A 21359-nucleotide genomic window follows, 5' to 3' on the forward strand; every position below is an offset into this window, starting at 1 on the left:
TTCATTGCATATAATAAAGTAGGAAGCCTTTATAAGTTATATTAGGAGAACACAAAATAGAGGTGATTAGATTAATATGAGGACAGAAGACTATGATTATACAATGACCTTTACTTCTCATAATAGGGCACTATATATATATGAACGGTTAGTTCGGAAAAATATTCAAGCAAAACTAGTTAGTGCTCCTAATAAAATTAATATTAGCTGTACTCAGGCAGTAAAGTTCAAAGAAATGGATATTGAAGTTGTTCAAAAGGAATTGCAAAAGAACAATATTTATCCTACTGCAATGTATAAGATTATAAAAGAAGGAAAAAATGAAACTTATGAATTAGTTCAATAAGATCTGGTTAACCAGGTCTTTTTATGTTTTTATTGCATAATAAGCAAGTACACAGCATAAATTTTAGTATAAGTAAAAGTGGGGGGATGGCTAATCTATGGGTGATAAAAGAGAGGAGATGATTTATTATGTATCAAACTTAGGCACAGGTAGGGTGTCTATTATTGACGGAGATAGTCATCATATTATAAAGGAAATTGAAATTGGTCCAAGGCCTCAAAACATCAGCGTAGATGAAAATAATAATGTGTATATAGCTAGTGATAGAAATAGTAAAGTCACACTTATTAATGATTTATATGATTCTAATAAAACATGGAATATGCCTAATAACGGAAATATACAAATAGATTCCAATTCTCAGAAGATTTATGTCTGTGACACAGAAGAAGTATGCATTTATAGTTTAAGAACTGGTGAAAAGATAGGTTGCATAACAGGCTTTATTGCTGCCGATGGCTTAGAACTGGATAAGAATAAGAAAAGATTATTTGTATTGGATATTTTACAGAATGAAATAAAAGTTTATGATACATCAGATTTTCATTTAATCAAGTTATGCAAAAATGTGGGTATTTCACCTAACTACATTCTCATAGGAGAAAATGAAAGGTATATTTATATTGCTAATAAAGGGGTTAATAAAGGGCAACATACAGGTAATATCTCTATATTGGATTTTGAAAGCGAAAATATTTCATATATAAATTTTCAAAAGGGATCTGTTATTACAGCTTTGGAGCAGAGTGGAATTTTTTTATATGCAGCAAATAGTGGATTAAATAGAATTGAAGTTATAGATGTATTAAAAAGAGAACGTATAGCAATGATAAAAACTACCCTACCAGAATTGCAAAGACTTAGATTATCTCCTGACAAAAAAACACTGCTTGCAACTAGTCGAAGTGCTGATGGGAAGGGGGCAGTTGATAGAATTGATACTTGTAGTAATACTATTTTAGATACTTTTACTTTTGAGCAAAATAATAGTATGCCATATGATATTGGAATAGTAATGCAGCGTAAACTTCAAGTGCAGGAAGAATCTTTTATTTTGACAGATTCAGAAGTTAAATTGAAACAAGAAAATGGAACTACAATACTTGCCAAAAAGGTGTTATCTACCTATCAAGAAAAAATGATTTTCCAAGAGGTATCAATTAAAGTATCGGAAAAAGAGGAAGAGATTATAAATATAGAAGAAATTATATTCCAAAAATGTGAAATTATAAGCGAAACAAAAAATAGAAAAATTATAGATAGTCGAAAAGAGCATTCAATACTACAATATAAATTTTACATTCCTTATTACATAGGCTACAAAGATGAACAGGAACAAAAGTATGTTATTGAAGGAAGGCTTGAAGGAACCCAGAAAGCCACATTATATATACCAGCTTATGCAGAACAACAGGGAATGGAATTTGTGATCAATTCTTTTACTAAATTAACAAGCACTCCAGTGATTATAGACAAAAACCTGAAGTTTGACGTTAGCGTTTTAATTTCAACAAGAGTGCTTGTAGATGCAATAGTATTTATTCCACTTTGTAAGAATTGTGACGGTTGGCGGAGAAGAGATGGAAAATAATGATTAACTCCTAGAAATTTTCATATCATTGAAGAGAGGTGGGGAAAGGAAGAAATAATACATACATCACTCTTACCTTGCATAGATTTTACTTTTTGTGTTGAAGAAAATAGAAAGTATTATCTGTTCATCTTACAAAGGTAAAAATACTTAAAAGAGAAAAAGAAGAATTGCAAGCAAAACTTAAATATGATTTATTAAGTCACTTTTTAATAGATGAACTGATATTATATAAGTGTTAAATATATAATGAAGTTACTATTACGGATAAAAGAAGGGATAAAATGAAAGGGATAATACTAGCTGGCGGGTCTGGAACAAGATTATATCCAGTAACTAAAGCTATTTCAAAGCAAATGGTACCAATATATGATAAACCAATGATTTATTATCCAATGTCAGTTTTAATGCTTGCTGGAATAAGAGATATATTAATTATTTCAACACCAAGAGATATAGTTGATTATGAAGAATTATTTAACGATGGACATACATTAGGAATAAATATTAGTTATGAAGTTCAAGAAAAACCTAATGGTCTTGCAGAAGCGTTTATAATTGGAGAAGAATTTATTGGTGAAAGCAATGTTGCAATGGTACTTGGAGATAATATTTTCTATGGTCAAAGCTTTTCGGACCACTTAAAAGAAGCTGCAGCTATAGAAAAGGGAGCATGTATTTTTGGCTATTATGTTCAAAATCCAAAATCATTTGGGGTAGTTGAATTTGATCAAAATGGAAAAGTCATCTCATTAGAAGAAAAACCAGAAATACCTAAATCTAAATATGTAGTGCCAGGACTTTACTTTTATGATAATTCAGTTGTAGGAAATGCTAAGAAATTAAAACCTTCATTAAGAGGTGAACTAGAGATAACTGATTTAAATAAAATCTATATGGAAGAAGGAACTTTAAAAGTTCAATTACTAGGGAGAGGAATGGCATGGCTTGATACAGGAACTCACAGTTCTATGCTTCAAGCTTCTAATTTTGTTGAAGCAGTTCAAAATACACAAGGAACGTATATTGCGTGTATTGAAGAAATTGCTTATAGAAAGGGATGGATAACTTCCAAGCAAGTTATTGATTTAGCAAAACCATTAATGAAAAACGGGTATGGAGAGTATCTAATGAATATAATTGAGGAAGTTGAAAGTAAAAAAATAAAATAGAATAATTGGAGCATGATTTTAATTTCATCTGATTATGCATTTAGTGGAAGTTCTAAAATACCATTAGCTGAATATGATTTAACATGTCCATGTAATGCTTACGGAAAGACTAAACTTTTAGGTGAAAATTATATTAGAGAATTTTCTTCAAAATATTTTATTATAGTAATAACCAGATCTTGAAACATTTAGTGCTTTACATGCCTTCTTGATGCTTAGATGGTCCTGATTATCCTTTATGTACTGGAACCTTACTTGTTCTTTTGTTTCAAGAAGGCCTGGTATTTTTTAGAGTTTCTAGCTCCTTTTTTAATTCTGTATTTTCTTGTTTTAGTTTTTTAATCTCATATTGATATGAATAGAGTGCGGTTCCATGGCCTGGAAACGCACTCTCTCCGTATTTTTCATATTCACTTATCCAACGATATAATGAGTTATAGTGTACAACCAGTGCCCTGGAAACCTCCGATACAGGCATGTTATCTTATATAACTAACTTTACTGCTGCTATTTTAAACTCTTTCAGCAATTTCTTTTATAAGCTTGGCTGTATTATTAAGTTCAGCTATACTGCTATTAATTTCTTCTATATTAGCAGCTTGCATTTCAAAAAGTTGATTATTTTCATAAACTTTACCTGTGATACTTTCAACTGAAAGTCTTAGGTTATTTAGAACTGTAGTAATTTCATTTATTGATTGACTGGTAGAGCTCGATAAGTTTCTTATTTCATTAGAAACTACACTGAAGCCTTTTCCCATTTCTCCAGCTCTTGCTGATTCAATGGCAGCATTTAATCCTAATAGGTTTGTTTGCTTTGATATATTTCTAACAAAGTCTATAATTTCATTTGTCTTTTTCATATCTTCATTAGTCTTATTTATTTCATTTAATATATCATTACTAGATTTAGCTACGTCTTGTATTCCAGATGCGACATTTTCAACAACATTTGAGATTTCATTAAAGGAGCTTACAAAAGCTTCTGCGTGGGCATCAATATCGTTACCCCAGTCTCTTTTACCTATAGCTATACTTCCAATTATTTTTCCATCTCTATTTTTTATAGGAGCTGCTACAGCTTTTAATGGAACACCGAAGTATTCTTTTGATATATTGCTAACTACTGTTCTGTTTTCTTGCATACATTTATAAGCAGGGATATCAGTAGGTAATGAGTGACCTTCTCCATAACTATTACCAACACTTGTATCATGTCTTACTACTTTAAGTATCTTTTCTCTATCAGAAACTAGCATGCTTATATCATCACCGAATAAAGAACTAATAAAGGGTAATAAATAACTTAGGTTAAGAAGTATGTCTTCGTCTTCAAAAATTTTCATGTTTTAAACTCCTTTTAATTAATATATTTTAAAATTAAATGCCATATCTGACAATATCAGTTTAAGTGTTGTGAGATGTTATGTCAATAAAAACACGTTCTTATATATAATGGATTCTGAAGCAAAAGCTGTTTTATATATTGACTGATAAAATTGAAAATCATAAATTAATATATTTTTTCTAAAGAACAAAGACATAACGTTGAAAAATAAAAGTAGTGATATTTTCCATATGAATATAATATTAAGTGGTATTTTATGTAATTTTGATGTAAAATAGAAAATGGGTAAAAATGTATCATATATTATTTTTTAGGATATTATAGGAGGGGTTATTGGGATGGATGAAATTGGTTACAATATGTTTAAAAATAGATCATATATATTAACTCGTAATGAAAAAGTTATAGATGTAGGTGATGCTTTTTTAGAATTGACTGGTTATACTCAACAGGATTTTTTATATAAAAATATGTTTGAAGTATGCAAAGAACAATTGAGGTTAACTATTGATATATGTGATGCAGATATTAGCGCTAGAGATAAAGAAGGGTTCATTTTTACAAAGACCTTTGAAGCAAGAGAGATTTATATGTTTATAGAAGAAATAAAGAATATAAATGAAAAAATTTATTACTTTGTGGAAAAGCCTGATTCAAGGCTTGAATATAAGTTTCAATATGTTGAGCAGATTTCTTTAGATAATAGCTGTGGTATTTGTATATATTCAGAAGATCTAATTTTATTGAAAGCTAACCAAGCTTTTTTGAATTATTTAGAAGAGCCTTATAATATTAAAGAAAATAGCATTGGGTTAAATATAAATAGGTTTATTAAAGGTTTTGAAGGCGATTATCATGAAGAAAAAATGCGAGAGATTATTAAAAAAAGAGAAGTTTATCGTATTTCACAATATGAACATAAAAAATCAGAAACTTGTAAATTTTATTGGGAATCCTCAATTATACCTATTTTGGAAAATGGAAGGGTAAAATATTTAATTCAAAATATTACAGATATTACAGAAAGAATTTTAAACAGAAAACGTATTGAAGAACAAAATAGATTAATAAAAGAACAAAAAGAACAGGTGGAAGCCATAATTGAAAATATGTCTGATGCTGTAATAATATTCGATAAGGCTGGAAAATACACTAATTTCAACAAAACTGCAAGGGAAGACTATCTTCCTATCTTAAGTAATCTTAGTTGTGCTGGAGATAAAATTGGAAAAGCTGAATGTTATGATATGGATTGGAATTTAATACCGGAAGAGGATATGCCATCTCGAAGAGTGATTAGAGGAGAAAAATTATTAGGTTATAGAATCTGTATAAAATATGAGAAGACTACTATGTATATTGAAGTAAATGGTGTTCAAATCTATGATAAAGAGGGTAGTTTTACAGCTGGAGTGCTTTGTTGCCAGAATGTTACTGAAAAAGTGAAAATAAAAAATAAATTAAGGGAAAGAGAAGAAAAATACAAGAGTTTATTTAATAAGATGAATCTAGGACATTCCTATTATAAAATAATCACAGATGAATCTGGACAGCCTATTGATTATATAATTACAGAAATTAATCCAGCATATGAAAAAATTACGGGAAATAATAGTGCTAAACTTATTGGAAAAAAAGCTACTGAAGCATTCCCAAACATTAAAAAATCAAGTGTTGATTGGATTGCATTATTCGGTAAGGTAGCGTTGACAGGTGAACCAATATCTATGGAAGTTTATTCAGATATAATGGATAGGTGGTATAATGTCAACTATTACTGCCCTAAAAAGGGATATACAGCAGCTATATTTTCAGATATAACTTTGATAAAGGAAAGTGAAAAGGATTTAGAAAGAATCCAAAAAAGATTGATCGAAGCTCATGAGTTAGCACATTTGGGAGATTGGGAATTTGATGTTGCAAAAAATAATATTTACTGGTCAGATGAAATATACCGTATATATGGATTTGAACCACAGACCTTTGTCCCTACCAAGAAAACTTTAAGTAAATATACTCATCCAGAGGACTTGGAATGTGTTAAACAAGCAGAAGAGGATTTAATAAATGGGACTCTAGATAGTATGGAATATAGATATATGGGTGCTAATAGCAAAATGGGCTGGATTAGTTTAAAAGCTAAGAAATCTTTTGATAAGAATGGCAATCTGATTTTTTTGAGAGGAACAATACAAGACATCACAGAGAGAAAGCTTTTAGAGGAAGAAATAATAAAAGCTAAGGAGGAGGCAGAAGCAGCCAATAAGTTGAAAAGTGAATATATAGCTAACATGTCTCATGAACTTAGAACTCCAATAAATGTTATGCTAGGAGCAATACAGTTGTTTGAATTATATGTAAATGGAGATATGCTTTCCAACAAAGGAAATATGGTTAAGCATTTGGCATCAATGAAACAAAATTGTTTAAGGATTTTAAGATTGGTAAATAATTTGATAGATACAACTAAAATTGATGCGGGCTTCATGCAAATTGAATTGAAAAATCACAATATAGTTAGTGTTGTTGAAGAGATAACACTATCAACTTCGGAATTTGTTAAACTTAAAAATATTGAGCTTGTATTTGACTGTGACTCTGAGGAAATAATAATAGCTTGTGATGTTGATATGATTGAAAGAATAATACTTAACCTTCTTTCAAATGCAGTTAAATTTACAAAAGTTAATGGATATATTCATGTAAATGTAACTAGAAAGGAGGGAAAAGTTATTATATCCATTAAAGACAATGGCATTGGCATACCTCAAGATAAGCTTAATACGATATTTGAACGTTACAAACAAGTTAATAAATCATTTACAAGAGAACAAGAAGGTAGTGGTATAGGATTATCTTTATCAAAATCTCTAATAGAAATGCATGGAGGTAATATTTCTGCAAAAAGTATATTAGGAGAAGGTAGTGAATTTATAATAGAATTGCCAGATAAAAAGATTGCCTTTGAATATCGCAAAGAGAACTATGTGGAAAATAACCATAATTTTATTGAAAAAATGAACGTTGAATTTTCTGATATATATAAATAGTATGTTCCCTTACATAGCAAGAAATATAAATTGTTGTGTGAGGGAACATAATTTTTTTATCTATATTATTCATAATATGGAAATTGTAGAAAATAAAAGTTAAGTTATATAAAAATATGTTGAAAATATACTTTGGAAATGATACAATAAACATACAGATAATTGTCGAATTTGGTAAAATAAATGCATTTTTAAGAAGAAATGCTTAAAAGTTTATAAAGAAAATATATTTTGGAGGTATGAATATGTTGAAATTAAGTAATATAAAAATAAAAAGTAAATTACAATTATTAAGTTTAGTATTATTAATGTTTACAATATTAGTTGGTGCTTTTGGTTACATTCAGTTAAAGATAAGTAATGACAAAATGGAATCAATGTATAACAATAAATTAAATGCAATTGACTGGTTAAATGATAACAGAAATCAAGCTAGAGCAATTGAAGCTGATATATATTACATAATGTTATATCCAGATAATAAAGATAAGCAAAATGAAAAAATGAAGGACATTGAGCAAAGGAAACAAAACTTTGATGGCAATTTTCAAAACTATAAAAAATTAGAGTTAGATAAGTATGAAAAAGATTTAATTCCAACACTAGAGGATAATTTATCAAAATATAGAGACGGAAGAGATGAAGTGTTAAAACTCGCTTTAGCCGGAAAACAAAAGGAAGCCTTAGAGAAGTTTGAAAATATTAAAGATGTAGCTAATAGTTTTCAAACAAATTTAAAAGATTTAGCAACATATAATCAAAAAGCAGCTAATGAAGTTTATAATTCAAACAATAAGAATTATAAAGAAACAACAATAATGTTTGCTATAATTATAGCTGTTTCTATAATAGTAGGTTATTTAATGTCTATGGTCATCACAAGAAATATAGTTAAGCCATTAGATATTGCAGTTAATTATTTAGGTATACTATCAGGTGGAGACTTTACAAGTGAAATGCCTGCAGAAGTTAAGAAGAGAAAAGATGAGATAGGAACAATGGCAAAAGCTTTAGATAATATATATGTAAGCTTAAGAGGATTAATTAAAAATATTATAGAGGAATCAGATAATATAGAAGAGGTTGTTAACACTGTGAATAATGAGGTGAAAGTTCTCAATGGAAATATTGAGGATGTTTCAGCAACTACACAGGAACTTTCAGCAACTATTGAGGAAACCTCAGCTTCAGCAGAAGAAACCTCAGCAACTTCTCAAGAAATAGGAAAGGCAGTACAATCGATAGCAGAAAAATCACAAGAGGGAGCAATTCAAGCAGGAGAAATAAATAAAAGAGCGCAAGAAACTAAAGAAAATATTGAAAAATCTCAAAAACTTGCTCTTAGTACATTTTTAAATACAAAAGATGGACTAGAGAAAGCTTTAGAAAATTCAAAAGTTGTTGAACAGATTAACGTGTTATCTGATTCTATTATGAAGATAACAGAGCAGACAAACTTATTAGCATTAAATGCAGCAATAGAAGCGGCAAGAGCTGGAGAGGCAGGAAAAGGTTTTTCAGTAGTGGCAGATGAAATCAGAAAACTTGCTGAACAGTCAAAGGATGCAGTATCGAAAATACATAATGTAACAAATAAGGTTGTAGAATCGGTTAATAGTCTTTCACTTAATTCAAATAATCTTTTAGACTTTATGTCAAAGGATGTTCAGAATGATTATAGTAATATGCTTGAAGTAGCAGGAAAGTATAGTGAAGATGCAAAATTTGTAGATGACCTTGTAATGGACTTCAGCTCAACCTCAGAGGAACTTTTAGCATCAATTAGTGATATTTTAAAAACTATAGAGGGAGTAGCAGATGCTTCTAGTGAAGGAGCAAATGGAACTGTAGATATAGCAAATAAGGTAATAGAAATTAGTGATAAATCTAATGCAGTCTTAGAACAGGTTGCACATACAAAAGAAAGTTCAGATAAATTAAAAATTGAAATGTCCAAGTTTAAAATTTAGAGAATGTATTTTAAATACCACATAAATAAGACAGAATGTTGTCATATTTATGTGGTATTCTTATTATAAGGGGGGATAGTATGCAAATAAATCGTTTGTTTAAAATAGTATATATTTTACTTGATAAAGATAAGGTTTCTGCTAAGGAATTGGCAGAGCATTTTGAAGTGTCTGCAAGGACTATATATCGTGACATAGAAATTCTTTCTGCCAGTGGAATTCCTGTATATATGAGTAAAGGAAGAAATGGCGGAATTAGCTTGCTTCCTAATTTTATATTAAACAAAACAGTTTTGACAGCTGAAGAAAAGAATAATATTTTATCTGCTTTATACAGTATTAACACCTTCGATGAAACCTTAGTGGAAAGCACCTTATCAAAGTTAGGCTTGTTTTTTGGGAAGAACAATACCAGTTTCTTTGAGATTGATTATAGTGATTGGGGAAACTTGATAAAAGAGCAGTTTGAAAAATCTAAGGAAGCAATTTTAGCGCGTAAATTGTTGTCTTTTGATTATGTATCGGCACAAAATAAATCCAGTAGAAGGATGGTTGAACCTTATGTACTTTGGTTTAAAGATAAAACCTGGTATTTAAAAGCTTTTTGCCTTGATAAAAATGAGCTTCGTAGTTTTCGTTTTAGTAGAATGAGAAATGTAGTAGTTACAGATAAAATATTTGTTCCACGGGATATAACTTTAAAAATGGAAAAAGATGATAGGAAGTACAATTATCCAACAAGTAAAATTGTTATGCGTATAGAAGCTGATAAGGAATATAGAGTGTTAGACGAGTTTCATGAAAATAATGTTATTCGAAATACTGATGGCAGTCTCACAGTAACCATGAATTTTGTTGAAGACGAGTGGGTATATGGATACATACTTTCTTATGGCAGCTCTGCTACTGTTTTAGAGCCTGAACGAGTGAAGGATATAATAAAAACACGATTAAAAGAAAATTTGAAAAATTATTTATAATATGACACAGTGTTATCATATTATTAGAATTATAATTGGATTAAATAAAGTATAAGGAGATGTTTATATGGGGAGAGCAACTACTAAAAACGATTTAATAAGTGCAGCAAATAGCAATTTTGAAAAATTGACTATGCTTGTTAATTCGATGTCGGAAAAAGAATTGATAACACCATTTGACTTTTCAGGAGATGATAAGAAGAAAGAAGCACATTGGAGCAGAGACAAAAACCTTAGAGATGTTCTTATTCATTTATATGAATGGCATCAGCTTCTTTTGAATTGGGTTTCAACTAATATGAGTGGTAATGAAAGATCATTTTTACCAGAGCCATATAATTGGAAAACTTATGGAGCTATGAATGTAGGCTTTGTTGAAAAGCATCAAAACACATCTTTAGATAAAGCCAAAGAAAGCTTGATGCAATCCTACCAAGCAGTTATGAAATTGGCAGATACTTTTTCAAATGAAGAACTGTTCTCAAAAGGTACATATAAATGGGTTGGTGGCAGCACCTTGGGATCGTATTTTGTAAGCACCACTGCAAGTCATTATGATTGGGCAATAAAAAAAATCAAAGCTCATATTAAGAATTGTAAGGGAATGTAGTTGAATGCAATATTAGATTTTAAGATAATGAATGTGCAGACATATTATAAGTAATGAAGAATTTTATGAAAATTATTTATATTACTGGGTTTCGAGAAGAAGTATAGATAAAAAGCGTTAATTGAAATAATCAAAAAAATTGTTATATTTCAATTAATGCTTTTATTTTGGGCAATTAATATAAGAGAGAATATTAATTGCTGTTACTATTGAAATCTTTAAGTAGTTCAATAAAATTTTCAAGTTTGGAATCGTTCCAATTTGCAATTCGTTCATAAAAAGCAGTTTCTTTTTCTTTTAAAGCCTCTATTGTTCTTTGTCGTCCGAGTTCAGTTAGAGATAGAAGTACACCTCGTCGATCGCTTGGAGACTGTTCGCTTTTTACATAGCCCAGATTCTTTAGCTGATTTAAAAGGCGACTAACTGAACTTCGATCCATAGCCGTTGATTCTGATAGAACTGTTGCATTTGCTGGGCCAAAGGAGAAAAGCCAACGAACAATAAGAAAAGCTGCAGGTTGTAATGTAGAATCGAAACTTGCTGCAGTTCTGACATTAAGTGCATGGGATGCGCTAATTATTACATTTAGCTGCTCACCTAACTTCAGCTCTAATTGAACCCTATTAGTATTTTTGTTTTGTGAATTTTCATTCATAGCTTACCTCGATTAAATTAATTTAGTAAAAATAGTTGACATATATCAAATAATTAAATATACTTGATATATGTCAAGTATATTTAATTATCTGAAGTGTGTCAAGGGATTTAAGTATTAAATTATATTGTGCAAATATATAATAATGTTCTACACTATACTGAATTAAAGGAGGCTGCTATGGATAAATCAAAAACAATTGCAATTACTGGTGCTACAAGTGGACTTGGACAATTAGTTGCAACTGAATTAGTAAAGCAACACACACATCTTATATTAACGGCTAGAAACAAAGAACGAGCTGAAGCAACCAAAAAAATGCTGGAAAATATTAATCCTAAAGCTAAGATTGACTTTTTCTTTGGAGATTTATCATTAATGAAAGACGTAAAAAGGGTTGGGGAGGAGATTAAGGCTGCTTACCCTAGAATTGACATATTAGTAAATAATGCTGGACTGCATGCCTTTGAACAGAGATTAACTTCTGAGGGTTTTGCAGAAATGATAGCAGTTAACTATTTAGCGCCTTGGTTATTAACTAATACATTGCTGCAAACCCTAATGGGGTCAGAAAATGCACGGATTGTAAATGTTGCTTCTGAGGCATCACGTAACCATGGTGAACTCAAGTTGCCAGAAGACTTGACAGATGTATCTGATTTTACAGCTAAAGAGTCCTCTATTGTCTATGGAAAAACCAAACTATTAAATATTATGTTCACTGCGGAATTGGCACGGCGTCTTTCAGGAACTGGAGTTATAGTTAATGCCCTTAATCCAGGTTTTAATGTTACTGGTCTTGGGCGAGAGCTTTGGTTTGCTCCTCTACTTGAACGTATATTGAAGTTTTTGCATATTGGGGATCCACGTAAAGGAGCAGATATTATAATTCGTTTAGCAACAGATTCCAAATATGATGGTGTAACAGGTGGATATTTTAATGTTGTAACAGGAGAACCTATAATTCCTATATATCCAGGTGAAGATAAGATAATGCAAAACAAGTTATGGAGTGATACTGAGGTATTGCTGAAACAAAAAGGTTTTGTAGAGTAAATTGGTAAATATAAATGAAACTAGAGATATAAAGATTAATATTAATGATAACTTAATAATATACTTAAGTAATAGAGGAGAACCAAGTCCAGATGGAAATGGTTTTCCTTTTTATTTCGCTTCAAGAATAAAATTCATAATAAATCATAGAAATATGTATACAATGCTGATTATGTAGAGACGTCTTTATTCAGAGAAATAAATTTCTGCAAAATATTCATGCTTCATATCTTTATGAAGTAATGCAAAACTAAATTTGATATGAAGAGATGTATTTTTTAATTTAAAATGCTTACACAGCAAGTGAAGATATTCCTGTAATTCATTTTCGTTTCCCCAAAAACTAATATGGTTGTAATTTCCTAATATATGATATTTTGATATTTTTTCTTCCTTTGTCGCAGAGTCAAGATATCTGCATAATTCAGTTGAAGGAACTATATTTTTATGAATAGATAGTCCTAAAATATCACTATCTTCTATAATTGAGTAATTATCATCTATAGTATAAGAAACCCATTGGTCAAAGGTCTCTATTCCATTTATCTGAGTATTATCTAGGTTATTGGGAAAGGGTTTAAGGTTAATTTGATAAATGGGAATATCTAAAGTTTTTTCTGTAGTTATTTTAGAAAAAGTATTGTCATTAGAAAAATTTTGTATATGTTTAAGCATATTTGTCATTTCATTAGTATATTGGCCAAGTTTAGTTAATACAGCAAGCTTCTCTTCAATAAAGCTGTTCTGCTCCTCCATCATAGCCAGGTATCCACTTATGTTTTCAGAATCTATTTTTTCTTTCATCTGTTCTAAAGGTATCTCAAGATATTTACCTATAAGAATCATTTCTAATATGTCAAGATGCTCTAAGGAATAATAACGATATCCGTTCTGTTCATCAATAATAGGCTTCAATAAATCCTTGCGATCATAATATCGTAGGGTATCAAGAGATATGTTGTATAAATTACTTACTTGACCAATTCTTAACAAATTTTGCATAATTACCTCCTAAAATATAATCTTGACCCTTGAGTAACTCTATGGTTTATGATGAGTATAACATCGATAAATGAGATTTGCAAAGGAGACTCATGACACAAATTAGTATTGGAAAGTATCAAGATAGTGATTTTAAAGAAGTGATATCTATATTAGTCAGTTCATTTGAGAAGAAGTTTTATCACAGGCAAAACTTGACGGTGAATAACATTTAGTAAAAATGTTTTAAAAAAGGTGGAAAAATAACTATGAAAAAAAGAGTTTCAAAAATGTTTACAGCATTATTTATGATTGCAATTATTTTAGGAGGAGTAATTTTAATTCAAAATGATTTTAAATTTAAAGAAAAATCCGTTGATATTAAAACGTCAAAAGGTATTTTGAAAGGGACTCTAGTATTGCCACAAAAGCTATCAGATAAAGCAGGTTTAGTTGTATTCATACATGGAGATGGTCCAGCTGATGCATCATATAATGAGCAGTATAAACCACTATGGGAAGAATTGGCTAAACAAGGTTATGCATCCTTATCATGGAGTAAACCAGGCATTGGTGGTTCAGAGGGGAATTGGTTATTGCAGTCAATGGATGACAGAGCAAGTGAAGCAAATGAAGTCATTGAGTGGGCAAAGACTTTACCTGAAATTGATAATAACAGAATTGGTTTATGGGGAGCAAGTCAGGCAGGCTGGGTTATTCCCAAAATAGTTCAGATTAATAAGAATATTTCTTTTAATATACTAGTAGCACCTGCAATAAATTGGGTTGAGCAAGGCAGATACAATACTTTAAAAGAACTGGAGAAAAAGGGTGCAACGAAAGATGAGGTCATTAAAAAAGAAAAAGAATTTGCAAATGAATTGGAACTTCTTAAAAAGGATGCAAGCTATGAAGATTATGTGAAAGAAGTTGGAGAAAAAGAAGCAGTATCAGAGGATCGTTGGACTTTTATTAAGAAGAACTATAAAGCAGATGCAACAGAAGATATTAAACATTTTAATAGTCCTGTAAAGTTATTTTTAGGTGGTAAGGATATAAATGTAGATAGTGAAAATACAAAAGAAATTTATGAAAATGAAGTGCCTTCAGAACTTTTAAATGTTACATTGATACCAACAACTGACCATTTTATGATTAAAGCTTCTTTAATAGATTCTAAGGCAAAAACCTTCTTTGTTGGACTTTTTGCTCCAAGAGAGCTTGCAGATAAAGAATATTATAAAGAAATCATTGAATTTTTGAAACAGATTTAAATAAGAAGGTTCCAGTATAAAGAATTTACTATGAAATAATTACTTCACCTTTTCCAATAATAACAATTCTATAGCTAGGTTCAAGAGGAATCAAGCTATAGTTTTCTGATTTTGGTGGTAAATGAATAGATTGTATTTGGCGTTGGTCTTCATCAAATAATGCCATATAAACACTATTATCAGGTGATATATTTTGAATAGTATAACGATTTTTTGGTGTAATATTGAGATTAGATAATTGATACACACCTTCTTTAAAGGTTGTTGCTGCAAATGTAGGAATTAATACAAAGGAACTAAGTAGTACACATATTAAAATTAATTCTGCTTTTAAAAATTTTTTCATAAAAACCACCTTTCAAATTAGTTATACTGATGTTATTTTCTAATCAATGAACACATCTCCATTACCAACTATTGCAATTCTGTAGTCAGGTTTTAGTGGTAATAAATTATATTTTCCAGATTGAGGACCTAATCGTATAGATTGAAGTTGAAGCTGATTTTCATCAAAAAGAAGTATATAAACACTATCTTTTGGAGATACATTTTGAACACTGTAGGTATTTTCTGTGGAAAAATTAAAATCAGCAGCTTTATAAATACCTTCTTTAAAAATGTTAACAGCAAAGCCTAAATGTACTAAATTAAATGATAAAAATATTGTAATTAAGAATATTAATAAGAATTTTTTCATAGTATAACCACCTTAAGATCTTAGTATAAACTTATTATGTGAAACTTTAATTTAAATATTCAAAATTTAAATTGGTGATTTGATGAAAAAATCTGTCAAAATTATTTTATGATTTTGATAGGTTTTTCTTTTTTGGCACGAATTAATATATGTAAGTATAAACTTATTAAATGCAAGCTTGCTTTGTGGGAAGAGGTTAAAAATGAAGGTGAATGAATATAACTACATTAAAGAATTAAGGAATAGGAATGAAAAAGCTTTAGATTATGTTATTGACAATTATAGCTGGATCATAAAATCTATTGTAGGAAAACATCTATATGGTATTCATAGTGTCCAAGAAGAATGTATAAATGATATTCTCTTAGGGGTTTGGAACAACATAAATAGCTTTGATGAAAGTAAAAGTGATTTTAAAAATTGGGTTGCAGGTATATGTAAATTTAAATGCATTGACTATAAGCGAAAATACTTAAAAGATCTGCAACATGAGAATATAGAGGATTTAAATATCAGTGAGGATGGTATTGAAAGGAAAGCATTAGAAAATGAATTGAGTAATGAAATAGAAGTTTTGCTTAATTGTTTAAAGGAAAAGGATAGAGATCTACTTTATAAGCTATATGTTGAAGAAATGGACATTAATGAAATAAGCTCAGAATATGGAATGAAAAAAGAAGTTATATACAATAGATTATCTAGGGCAAAAAAGAAAATAAAATATATATTTAATACTAATAGAAGAGGTGCTAAGTATGAATAATGATATATATAGTATGCTTAATGATGCAAAAATTAATTTAGATGAATATAAAAAAGATGATTTTAATGATATTGAAAAGAAATTACTTAAAAAGAATATTAGAAAATCTATTAAGATCAATAGTAAGCAAAGTAATAGAAGAAAAGTAATAGCAGCAGCTGCAATAGTGGTAGTACTAACAGGCATGTCTTTTGGGAATACAAGAGCTTATGCTTTAGCAAAAATAAATTTAGTCAGTGAAAGCATTTCGAGTGTCTTAGGAATAGAGAAGAATTTAGAAGATTATAATACTGTAGTTAATAAAGCTATTACGGATAATGGCGTAACAGTAAAATTAAATGAAGTAATATTAGATGATAATGAATTGCTTATATCTACTAATATAAGCTCAGATAAGATTTTAAAAGAGGATGATTTTTGGAATGGCAATATGACTCTGTATATAAATAATAAGAAAGTTAAATTTATAGGAGCAAGTGGGGGGATAGAAAAAATAGATGATAATACTACACAGCAAGTAATAGAATATGATTTAGATTCAATAAAAGATATGGATTTAAGTGGAGATTTGAATATGAAAATATTATATTCAAAGATTACGTTAAATGGTGATGAAGAGAATGTAAATGGGACTTGGAAATTTGAATTTAAAACCAATGGAGATAAACTTAAAATAGACACTAAAACAGTAAACCTTGATTATGGCTTTGAGCTTGATAATGGAAATAAATATATATTAGAAAAATACACAAGTAATGCTTTAGGTCAAAAAGTGTATGGTAAAATCATCAATAATTCAGCTAATAAAGAAACCTGTAATATTTTATTAAAGGGACATGATGATTTAGGAAATAAGGTGATATTTGATTTATCAAGAGGAAGAAAAGATGATTTTGTACTAAAATATGAAAATGTTCTAGTTGGAAATATGAATGGAAAGGCTAGTAAATTAATTTTGACACCATATGCAGTTAAAATGCCAGAACATAGTGGTAAAGAACCAAGTTTTGATGAGTATAAAAAAGTTGGAGAGGAATTTACAATAAATATTAAATAATTGTTTATTTTAATTTAAAAATTAATTATTTAAATTTTTATTATGTATTTAAATAGTTGAGGAGAACCAAGTCCAGATGAAAATGGAGGAGGTTCTTTTTTGTTTTGAATGTTATCAATAAAGTGAAACAAAATACAACAAAATATAATAAAATGCTTGACGATGGTAAAAAGAATTACTATAATTTGATCATAGATTACTTTTGAAAGGATAGATTTTTTATGGAAAATCAATTTTATACAATAGATAAAATAGCAGAAATATTAGGAATGCATCACAAAACTATAAGAAAGTTTATAACAGAAGGAAAGCTTGCAGCAAGTAAAGTTGGAAAGCAATGGAGAATTTCTGGTCATGATTTAAGTCTTTTTATGGAAAAAAACAATGTTAATATAAATGATAAAAATATTACAGAAGAATCAAATATTGATTTTATTACTAATGGAGAAGTTAAAGTCACTGAAAAGCAAAAAATCAATGTGTCAACGGTTGTTGATATAAATGATGTAGATAAAGACGAATATTTTAGAATATCAAATACGCTTATAGCGGTAATGAATTGTAAAGATCCTAAAATGGGCAAATCGACAATTAATATGAAATACGATGAAAAAGAAAATAGGTTAAGGGTTTTACTATGGGGGACTGTTAGCTTCATTGAAGAAATGTTAAAATCCATTTCTATGCTTGTGGAACAAAGAGATTTATAAGGAGAGTGAAGATTTTGAATTATAGAGTAGTAAATAAAAATAATGTTAAATATATTGAATTTGCTTCTGAAGCTTGGAAACTTTCTTCAGAGCAAGATGTGGTGGATTGCATATCTATTTGTATGGAAAAGGACATTTATACAATTATCTTTCCTTCAAAGGTGTTATCTGAAGATTTCTTTAATCTTAAGACAAGGCTTGCAGGTATGGCATTACAAAAATTTATAAACTATCATGTGAAAGTTGCAGTGATTATAGAAGACGAAGAACAGTATAATGATAGATTTAAAGAAATGATTATGGAAGCTAACAAAGGAAACAATTTTAGAACCTTTAAGAATATTCAAGAGGCTGAAATTTGGATTTCGAAATTATGACACTAAGGAGAAGTGAAAATGAATAGTGTATTTAAAACTGAAGCAGGAAGAAAGGCGGTTATAAAACTTTATGATGAATTTCTTCAGAAATCGGCATTAGCCTATGAAAAATTTTATGTGAATACTAGATATGGAAAGACTTTTATTATAGCTAGTGGTGAGAAAAGTAATCCACCTCTTATATTACTACATGGGAGTGGTATGAATTCTGTAATGTGGTTAAGAGATATAAAAGAGTATTCTAAAACTTACAGAGTGTATGCAATAGATATGTTAGGTGAGCCGGGGAAAAGTGATGAAAACAGGTCTTCTTTAAGTGGTCCTTGTTATGCAGAATGGATTAAGGAGGTATTTGAGAATTTATCAGTGGAAAGGGCAAATATTATTGGGATTTCACTTGGAGCATGGCTAGCAATAAAGTTTTCAGTATATTATCCAGAAATGGTAACTAAACTTGTATTGCTTTGTCCATCTGGTGTTGGACCACAAAAGAAAGCTTTTATTTTTAAAGCTTTAATTCATGGGATTTTAGGTGAAAAGGGTATAGATAAATTATATTACAAAGTTAATGGTAATCAGCCTATACCAGAAGAAATGTTAAAATATCAAAAACTTATAGGAAGGCACTTCAATTATAGGAGAGAGAGCATTCCTATATTCTCTGATGATGAACTAAAGCTGTTAACAATGCCAACAGTGCTATTTGTAGGAGAAAAGGATATAATGTTACATTCAGATAAGACTGCAAGGCGTTTAAGTAGCTTACTTCCACATGCAGAAATAAATCTTTTGCCTGAAGCAGGACATTCTAATGTTAATGATATAAGCAAGATAATAGAATGGTTGAATTAAAGCCTTTGTTATTCAACTATTAAAGAATTTGTCAAAAATAATAATCTAAAAAGCTACTACTGAAAGATTGTTTTAGATTAGACTAACTTAGGTTATAATAAAACTAAGTTAAGACAAAATGAAATGGAAGTGATTAAATGGAATTCAAACCACTGCCAATAGGTATAGATAATTTTGAGAAAATAGTAACAAGAGGATATTACTTTATTGATAAGACCCTACTTATAAAAGATTTGTTAGATAATAAAGCGGATGTTAATTTATTTACAAGACCAAGAAGATTTGGAAAAACACTAAATATGAGTATGCTTCAATATTTTTTTGAAAATAACCCTAAAGATAATAGTTATCTTTTTGAAGGATTAAATATAATGGAAACTGGAGAAAAGTATACTTCTCATATGGGGCAGTATCCTGTAATTAATTTGTCTTTAAAATCTGCTAAGCAGCCTAATTTTGAGTTGGCATTAAAGTGTATTAGGGATGAAATTGTAGATGAATTTAGGCGACATAAGTATGTTTTAGAGAGTAATAAATTGCAAGAGGAAAAAGAAAAATATTTAAAAATTACAAAGGCAGAAGAAGATGATTCTCTTTATGTAACTTCATTAAAATTTTTATCACAATGTTTAGAGAAATATCATGGAAAGAAAGCCATAATCCTTATAGATGAATATGATGTGCCTCTTGAAAATGCATTTTTTGAAGGGTTCTACGATAAAATGATAGCTTTTATAAGATCTCTTTTTGAATCAGCCTTAAAAACAAATTCTTCCTTAGAATTTGCTGTAATGACAGGTTGTTTAAGAATTTCAAGAGAAAGTATATTTACTGGATTAAATAATTTGAATATAATTTCAATATTAAATGATAGATATGCTGAGTATTTTGGATTTTCTGATGATGAAGTTAAGGAATTAACTAAATATTATAAATTAGAAGAAAAATATTCATTAATAAAAGAGTGGTACAATGGATATATATTTGGACAGACAAATGTTTATAATCCATGGAGTGTAATAAAATTTATATATGATTTGCTTGCTAATATTAATGTTTTTCCATCATCATATTGGGCAAATACGAGCTCAAACAGCATAGTGAAAAGTCTTATTGAAAAAGCAGATGATGAAACAAAGTCAGAAATAGAAACATTGATTGAAGGGAAGACAATAGAAAAGCCTATTCATGAAGATATAACATATGATGAAGTTTATGATAGTATGGATAATTTGTATAATTTCATGTTCTTTACAGGTTATTTTAAGAAAGTAAATGAAAGGTTAGAGGATGATACAAGGTATTTAGAAATTGCAATTCCTAATAAAGAAATAAAATATATTTTTAGGGAAAAAGTTTTAAAGTGGTTTAATGCTAAAATAAAAGCAGAGGATTTATCAAAAGTATATACCTCAGTATTAAAAGGTGATGTAGAAACTTTTCAAAGTGAGATAAACAGACTTTTAAGAAAAACCATAAGCTTCAATGATGCATATGAGAACTTTTATCATGGCTTTGTTGTAGGAGTACTTTCTGGGATTGATGGATATATAGTAAAATCTAACCGAGAATCTGGAGATGGAAGAAGTGATATTTATATACGCCCTCTTTCCATATTTCAAAGAGCGGTAATTATAGAAATAAAAGTATGTGATAAACCTAAGGATCTTTTTACTAAGTGTGACAAAGCTCTTGAGCAGATAGAAGAAATGAAATATGAAGAAGAACTTAATGAAGAAGGTTATGAAGATATCATTAAATATGGGATGGCCTTTTATAGAAAAGACTGCTTGATAAAGGTTAAAGAGGAGTAATTGCAACATATTATATGGAATAGGATATAATGATTTATATTTATAATATGTATTTA

General features: G+C 29.3%; 22 protein-coding genes and 1 pseudogene. 17 read left to right on the forward strand and 6 right to left on the reverse strand.

Annotation, left to right across the window (positions count from 1 at the left end; translation table 11 throughout):
• Positions 1-76: 76 nt before the first annotated feature.
• The 4 genes and pseudogenes from CSPA_RS09710 to CSPA_RS29115 form a co-directional block, all read left to right on the forward strand.
• On the forward strand, positions 77-346 hold the full coding sequence (locus CSPA_RS09710; protein ID WP_015392075.1) for a putative Se/S carrier protein: 270 nt from the start codon (positions 77-79) through the stop codon (positions 344-346).
• Positions 347-443: 97 nt separating this feature from the next.
• Complete coding sequence (locus tag CSPA_RS09715; RefSeq protein WP_015392076.1) at positions 444-1937, forward strand: YncE family protein; 1494 nt, start codon at positions 444-446, stop codon at positions 1935-1937.
• Between the two features lie 284 nt (positions 1938-2221).
• Positions 2222-3109 carry a glucose-1-phosphate thymidylyltransferase RfbA gene (rfbA, locus tag CSPA_RS09720; RefSeq protein ID WP_015392077.1) on the forward strand — a complete coding sequence of 296 codons (888 nt, stop codon included), beginning with the start codon at positions 2222-2224 and terminating at the stop codon, positions 3107-3109.
• 12 nt (positions 3110-3121) lie between these two features.
• A pseudogene (locus CSPA_RS29115) lies at positions 3122-3274 on the forward strand (sugar nucleotide-binding protein); the annotation flags it as partial.
• A 103-nt stretch (positions 3275-3377) separates the two neighbouring features.
• Here the strand turns inward: CSPA_RS29115 and CSPA_RS30970 are convergent.
• Both CSPA_RS30970 and CSPA_RS09730 read right to left on the reverse strand, forming a co-directional pair.
• Entirely contained in the window at positions 3378-3587 is a 210-nt protein-coding gene (locus CSPA_RS30970; RefSeq protein WP_017810715.1) for a transposase, read from the reverse strand.
• 34 nt (positions 3588-3621) lie between these two features.
• The gene (locus CSPA_RS09730) at positions 3622-4455 is read right to left on the reverse strand and encodes a methyl-accepting chemotaxis protein (RefSeq protein ID WP_015392078.1); all 834 of its coding nucleotides are present in this window, start codon (positions 4453-4455) and stop codon (positions 3622-3624) included.
• Positions 4456-4795: 340 nt separating this feature from the next.
• Between CSPA_RS09730 and CSPA_RS09735 the strand changes: the two genes are divergently transcribed.
• From CSPA_RS09735 to CSPA_RS09750, 4 genes are all read left to right on the forward strand, one after another.
• Positions 4796-7507: a PAS domain-containing sensor histidine kinase gene (locus tag CSPA_RS09735; RefSeq protein ID WP_015392079.1), complete on the forward strand. Its 2712-nt coding sequence runs from the start codon at positions 4796-4798 to the stop codon at positions 7505-7507.
• A 245-nt stretch (positions 7508-7752) separates the two neighbouring features.
• Positions 7753-9477 carry a methyl-accepting chemotaxis protein gene (locus tag CSPA_RS09740; RefSeq protein ID WP_015392080.1) on the forward strand — a complete coding sequence of 575 codons (1725 nt, stop codon included), beginning with the start codon at positions 7753-7755 and terminating at the stop codon, positions 9475-9477.
• A gap of 80 nt (positions 9478-9557) precedes the next feature.
• Positions 9558-10457, forward strand: coding sequence for a helix-turn-helix transcriptional regulator (locus CSPA_RS09745; protein ID WP_015392081.1), 900 nt, complete (start codon positions 9558-9560; stop codon positions 10455-10457).
• Positions 10458-10524: 67 nt separating this feature from the next.
• Complete coding sequence (locus CSPA_RS09750; protein WP_015392082.1) at positions 10525-11067, forward strand: ClbS/DfsB family four-helix bundle protein; 543 nt, start codon at positions 10525-10527, stop codon at positions 11065-11067.
• Between the two features lie 193 nt (positions 11068-11260).
• Here CSPA_RS09750 and CSPA_RS09755 read toward each other — a convergent pair whose 3' ends face one another.
• A complete protein-coding gene (locus CSPA_RS09755) occupies positions 11261-11722 on the reverse strand; it encodes a MarR family winged helix-turn-helix transcriptional regulator (protein WP_015392083.1) in 462 nt (153 codons plus the stop codon).
• 180 nt (positions 11723-11902) lie between these two features.
• Here CSPA_RS09755 and CSPA_RS09760 point away from each other — a divergent pair, with 180 nt between their 5' ends.
• Positions 11903-12778: an SDR family NAD(P)-dependent oxidoreductase gene (locus CSPA_RS09760; RefSeq protein WP_015392084.1), complete on the forward strand. Its 876-nt coding sequence runs from the start codon at positions 11903-11905 to the stop codon at positions 12776-12778.
• Position 12779: 1 nt separating this feature from the next.
• Positions 12780-12956 carry a hypothetical protein gene (locus CSPA_RS29725; RefSeq protein ID WP_017810714.1) on the forward strand — a complete coding sequence of 59 codons (177 nt, stop codon included), beginning with the start codon at positions 12780-12782 and terminating at the stop codon, positions 12954-12956.
• A gap of 8 nt (positions 12957-12964) precedes the next feature.
• On the opposite strand, the gene CSPA_RS09765 is transcribed toward CSPA_RS29725, so the two are convergent.
• The gene (locus CSPA_RS09765; protein ID WP_015392085.1) at positions 12965-13780 is read right to left on the reverse strand and encodes a MerR family DNA-binding transcriptional regulator; all 816 of its coding nucleotides are present in this window, start codon (positions 13778-13780) and stop codon (positions 12965-12967) included.
• Positions 13781-14028: 248 nt separating this feature from the next.
• Here CSPA_RS09765 and CSPA_RS09770 point away from each other — a divergent pair, with 248 nt between their 5' ends.
• The gene (locus CSPA_RS09770; RefSeq protein WP_015392086.1) at positions 14029-15033 is read left to right on the forward strand and encodes an alpha/beta hydrolase family protein; all 1005 of its coding nucleotides are present in this window, start codon (positions 14029-14031) and stop codon (positions 15031-15033) included.
• A 28-nt stretch (positions 15034-15061) separates the two neighbouring features.
• Here CSPA_RS09770 and CSPA_RS09775 read toward each other — a convergent pair whose 3' ends face one another.
• A complete protein-coding gene (locus CSPA_RS09775) occupies positions 15062-15379 on the reverse strand; it encodes a hypothetical protein (protein WP_015392087.1) in 318 nt (105 codons plus the stop codon).
• Positions 15380-15418: 39 nt separating this feature from the next.
• A complete protein-coding gene (locus CSPA_RS09780; RefSeq protein WP_015392088.1) occupies positions 15419-15730 on the reverse strand; it encodes a hypothetical protein in 312 nt (103 codons plus the stop codon).
• 202 nt (positions 15731-15932) lie between these two features.
• On the opposite strand from CSPA_RS09780, the gene CSPA_RS09785 reads away from it, so the two are divergent.
• The 6 genes from CSPA_RS09785 (at position 15933) to CSPA_RS09810 (ending at position 21303) form a co-directional block, all read left to right on the forward strand.
• The gene (locus tag CSPA_RS09785) at positions 15933-16493 is read left to right on the forward strand and encodes a sigma-70 family RNA polymerase sigma factor (protein WP_015392089.1); all 561 of its coding nucleotides are present in this window, start codon (positions 15933-15935) and stop codon (positions 16491-16493) included.
• Positions 16486-17550, forward strand: coding sequence for a DUF4179 domain-containing protein (locus CSPA_RS09790; RefSeq protein ID WP_015392090.1), 1065 nt, complete (start codon positions 16486-16488; stop codon positions 17548-17550). Before CSPA_RS09785 ends, CSPA_RS09790 begins: the two co-directional genes overlap by 8 nt.
• A gap of 221 nt (positions 17551-17771) precedes the next feature.
• Positions 17772-18260 (forward strand): helix-turn-helix domain-containing protein, encoded by a 489-nt coding sequence (locus tag CSPA_RS09795; RefSeq protein ID WP_015392091.1) that lies wholly within the window; start codon positions 17772-17774, stop codon positions 18258-18260.
• A gap of 14 nt (positions 18261-18274) precedes the next feature.
• Positions 18275-18637 (forward strand): DUF4180 domain-containing protein, encoded by a 363-nt coding sequence (locus CSPA_RS09800; RefSeq protein ID WP_015392092.1) that lies wholly within the window; start codon positions 18275-18277, stop codon positions 18635-18637.
• Positions 18638-18649: 12 nt separating this feature from the next.
• The gene (locus CSPA_RS09805; protein WP_026106415.1) at positions 18650-19489 is read left to right on the forward strand and encodes an alpha/beta fold hydrolase; all 840 of its coding nucleotides are present in this window, start codon (positions 18650-18652) and stop codon (positions 19487-19489) included.
• A 137-nt stretch (positions 19490-19626) separates the two neighbouring features.
• On the forward strand, positions 19627-21303 hold the full coding sequence (locus tag CSPA_RS09810) for an AAA family ATPase (RefSeq protein WP_015392094.1): 1677 nt from the start codon (positions 19627-19629) through the stop codon (positions 21301-21303).
• Positions 21304-21359: the final 56 nt, after the last annotated feature.

The organism is Clostridium saccharoperbutylacetonicum N1-4(HMT) (genome assembly GCF_000340885.1).
In the GTDB taxonomy this organism is placed as follows: domain Bacteria; phylum Bacillota; class Clostridia; order Clostridiales; family Clostridiaceae; genus Clostridium; species Clostridium saccharoperbutylacetonicum.

Excerpts from the sequence above, each read along its gene's own strand:
- rfbA (WP_015392077.1), top strand. The coding sequence starts at position 2,222 with ATGAAAGGGATAATACTAGCTGGCGGGTCTGGAACAAGATTATATCCA.
- CSPA_RS09735 (WP_015392079.1), top strand. The coding sequence starts at position 4,796 with ATGGATGAAATTGGTTACAATATGTTTAAAAATAGATCATATATATTA.
- CSPA_RS09775 (WP_015392087.1), bottom strand. The coding sequence starts at position 15,379 with ATGAAAAAATTTTTAAAAGCAGAATTAATTTTAATATGTGTACTACTT.
- CSPA_RS09730 (WP_015392078.1), bottom strand. The coding sequence starts at position 4,455 with ATGAAAATTTTTGAAGACGAAGACATACTTCTTAACCTAAGTTATTTA.
- CSPA_RS09785 (WP_015392089.1), top strand. The coding sequence starts at position 15,933 with ATGAAGGTGAATGAATATAACTACATTAAAGAATTAAGGAATAGGAAT.
- CSPA_RS09755 (WP_015392083.1), bottom strand. The coding sequence starts at position 11,722 with ATGAATGAAAATTCACAAAACAAAAATACTAATAGGGTTCAATTAGAG.
- CSPA_RS09750 (WP_015392082.1), top strand. The coding sequence starts at position 10,525 with ATGGGGAGAGCAACTACTAAAAACGATTTAATAAGTGCAGCAAATAGC.
- CSPA_RS09740 (WP_015392080.1), top strand. The coding sequence starts at position 7,753 with ATGTTGAAATTAAGTAATATAAAAATAAAAAGTAAATTACAATTATTA.
- CSPA_RS09715 (WP_015392076.1), top strand. The coding sequence starts at position 444 with ATGGGTGATAAAAGAGAGGAGATGATTTATTATGTATCAAACTTAGGC.
- CSPA_RS09780 (WP_015392088.1), bottom strand. The coding sequence starts at position 15,730 with ATGAAAAAATTCTTATTAATATTCTTAATTACAATATTTTTATCATTT.
- CSPA_RS09795 (WP_015392091.1), top strand. The coding sequence starts at position 17,772 with ATGGAAAATCAATTTTATACAATAGATAAAATAGCAGAAATATTAGGA.
- CSPA_RS09760 (WP_015392084.1), top strand. The coding sequence starts at position 11,903 with ATGGATAAATCAAAAACAATTGCAATTACTGGTGCTACAAGTGGACTT.
- CSPA_RS09770 (WP_015392086.1), top strand. The coding sequence starts at position 14,029 with ATGAAAAAAAGAGTTTCAAAAATGTTTACAGCATTATTTATGATTGCA.
- CSPA_RS09790 (WP_015392090.1), top strand. The coding sequence starts at position 16,486 with ATGAATAATGATATATATAGTATGCTTAATGATGCAAAAATTAATTTA.
- CSPA_RS09810 (WP_015392094.1), top strand. The coding sequence starts at position 19,627 with ATGGAATTCAAACCACTGCCAATAGGTATAGATAATTTTGAGAAAATA.
- CSPA_RS09710 (WP_015392075.1), top strand. The coding sequence starts at position 77 with ATGAGGACAGAAGACTATGATTATACAATGACCTTTACTTCTCATAAT.
- CSPA_RS09745 (WP_015392081.1), top strand. The coding sequence starts at position 9,558 with ATGCAAATAAATCGTTTGTTTAAAATAGTATATATTTTACTTGATAAA.
- CSPA_RS30970 (WP_017810715.1), bottom strand. The coding sequence starts at position 3,587 with ATGCCTGTATCGGAGGTTTCCAGGGCACTGGTTGTACACTATAACTCA.
- CSPA_RS09765 (WP_015392085.1), bottom strand. The coding sequence starts at position 13,780 with ATGCAAAATTTGTTAAGAATTGGTCAAGTAAGTAATTTATACAACATA.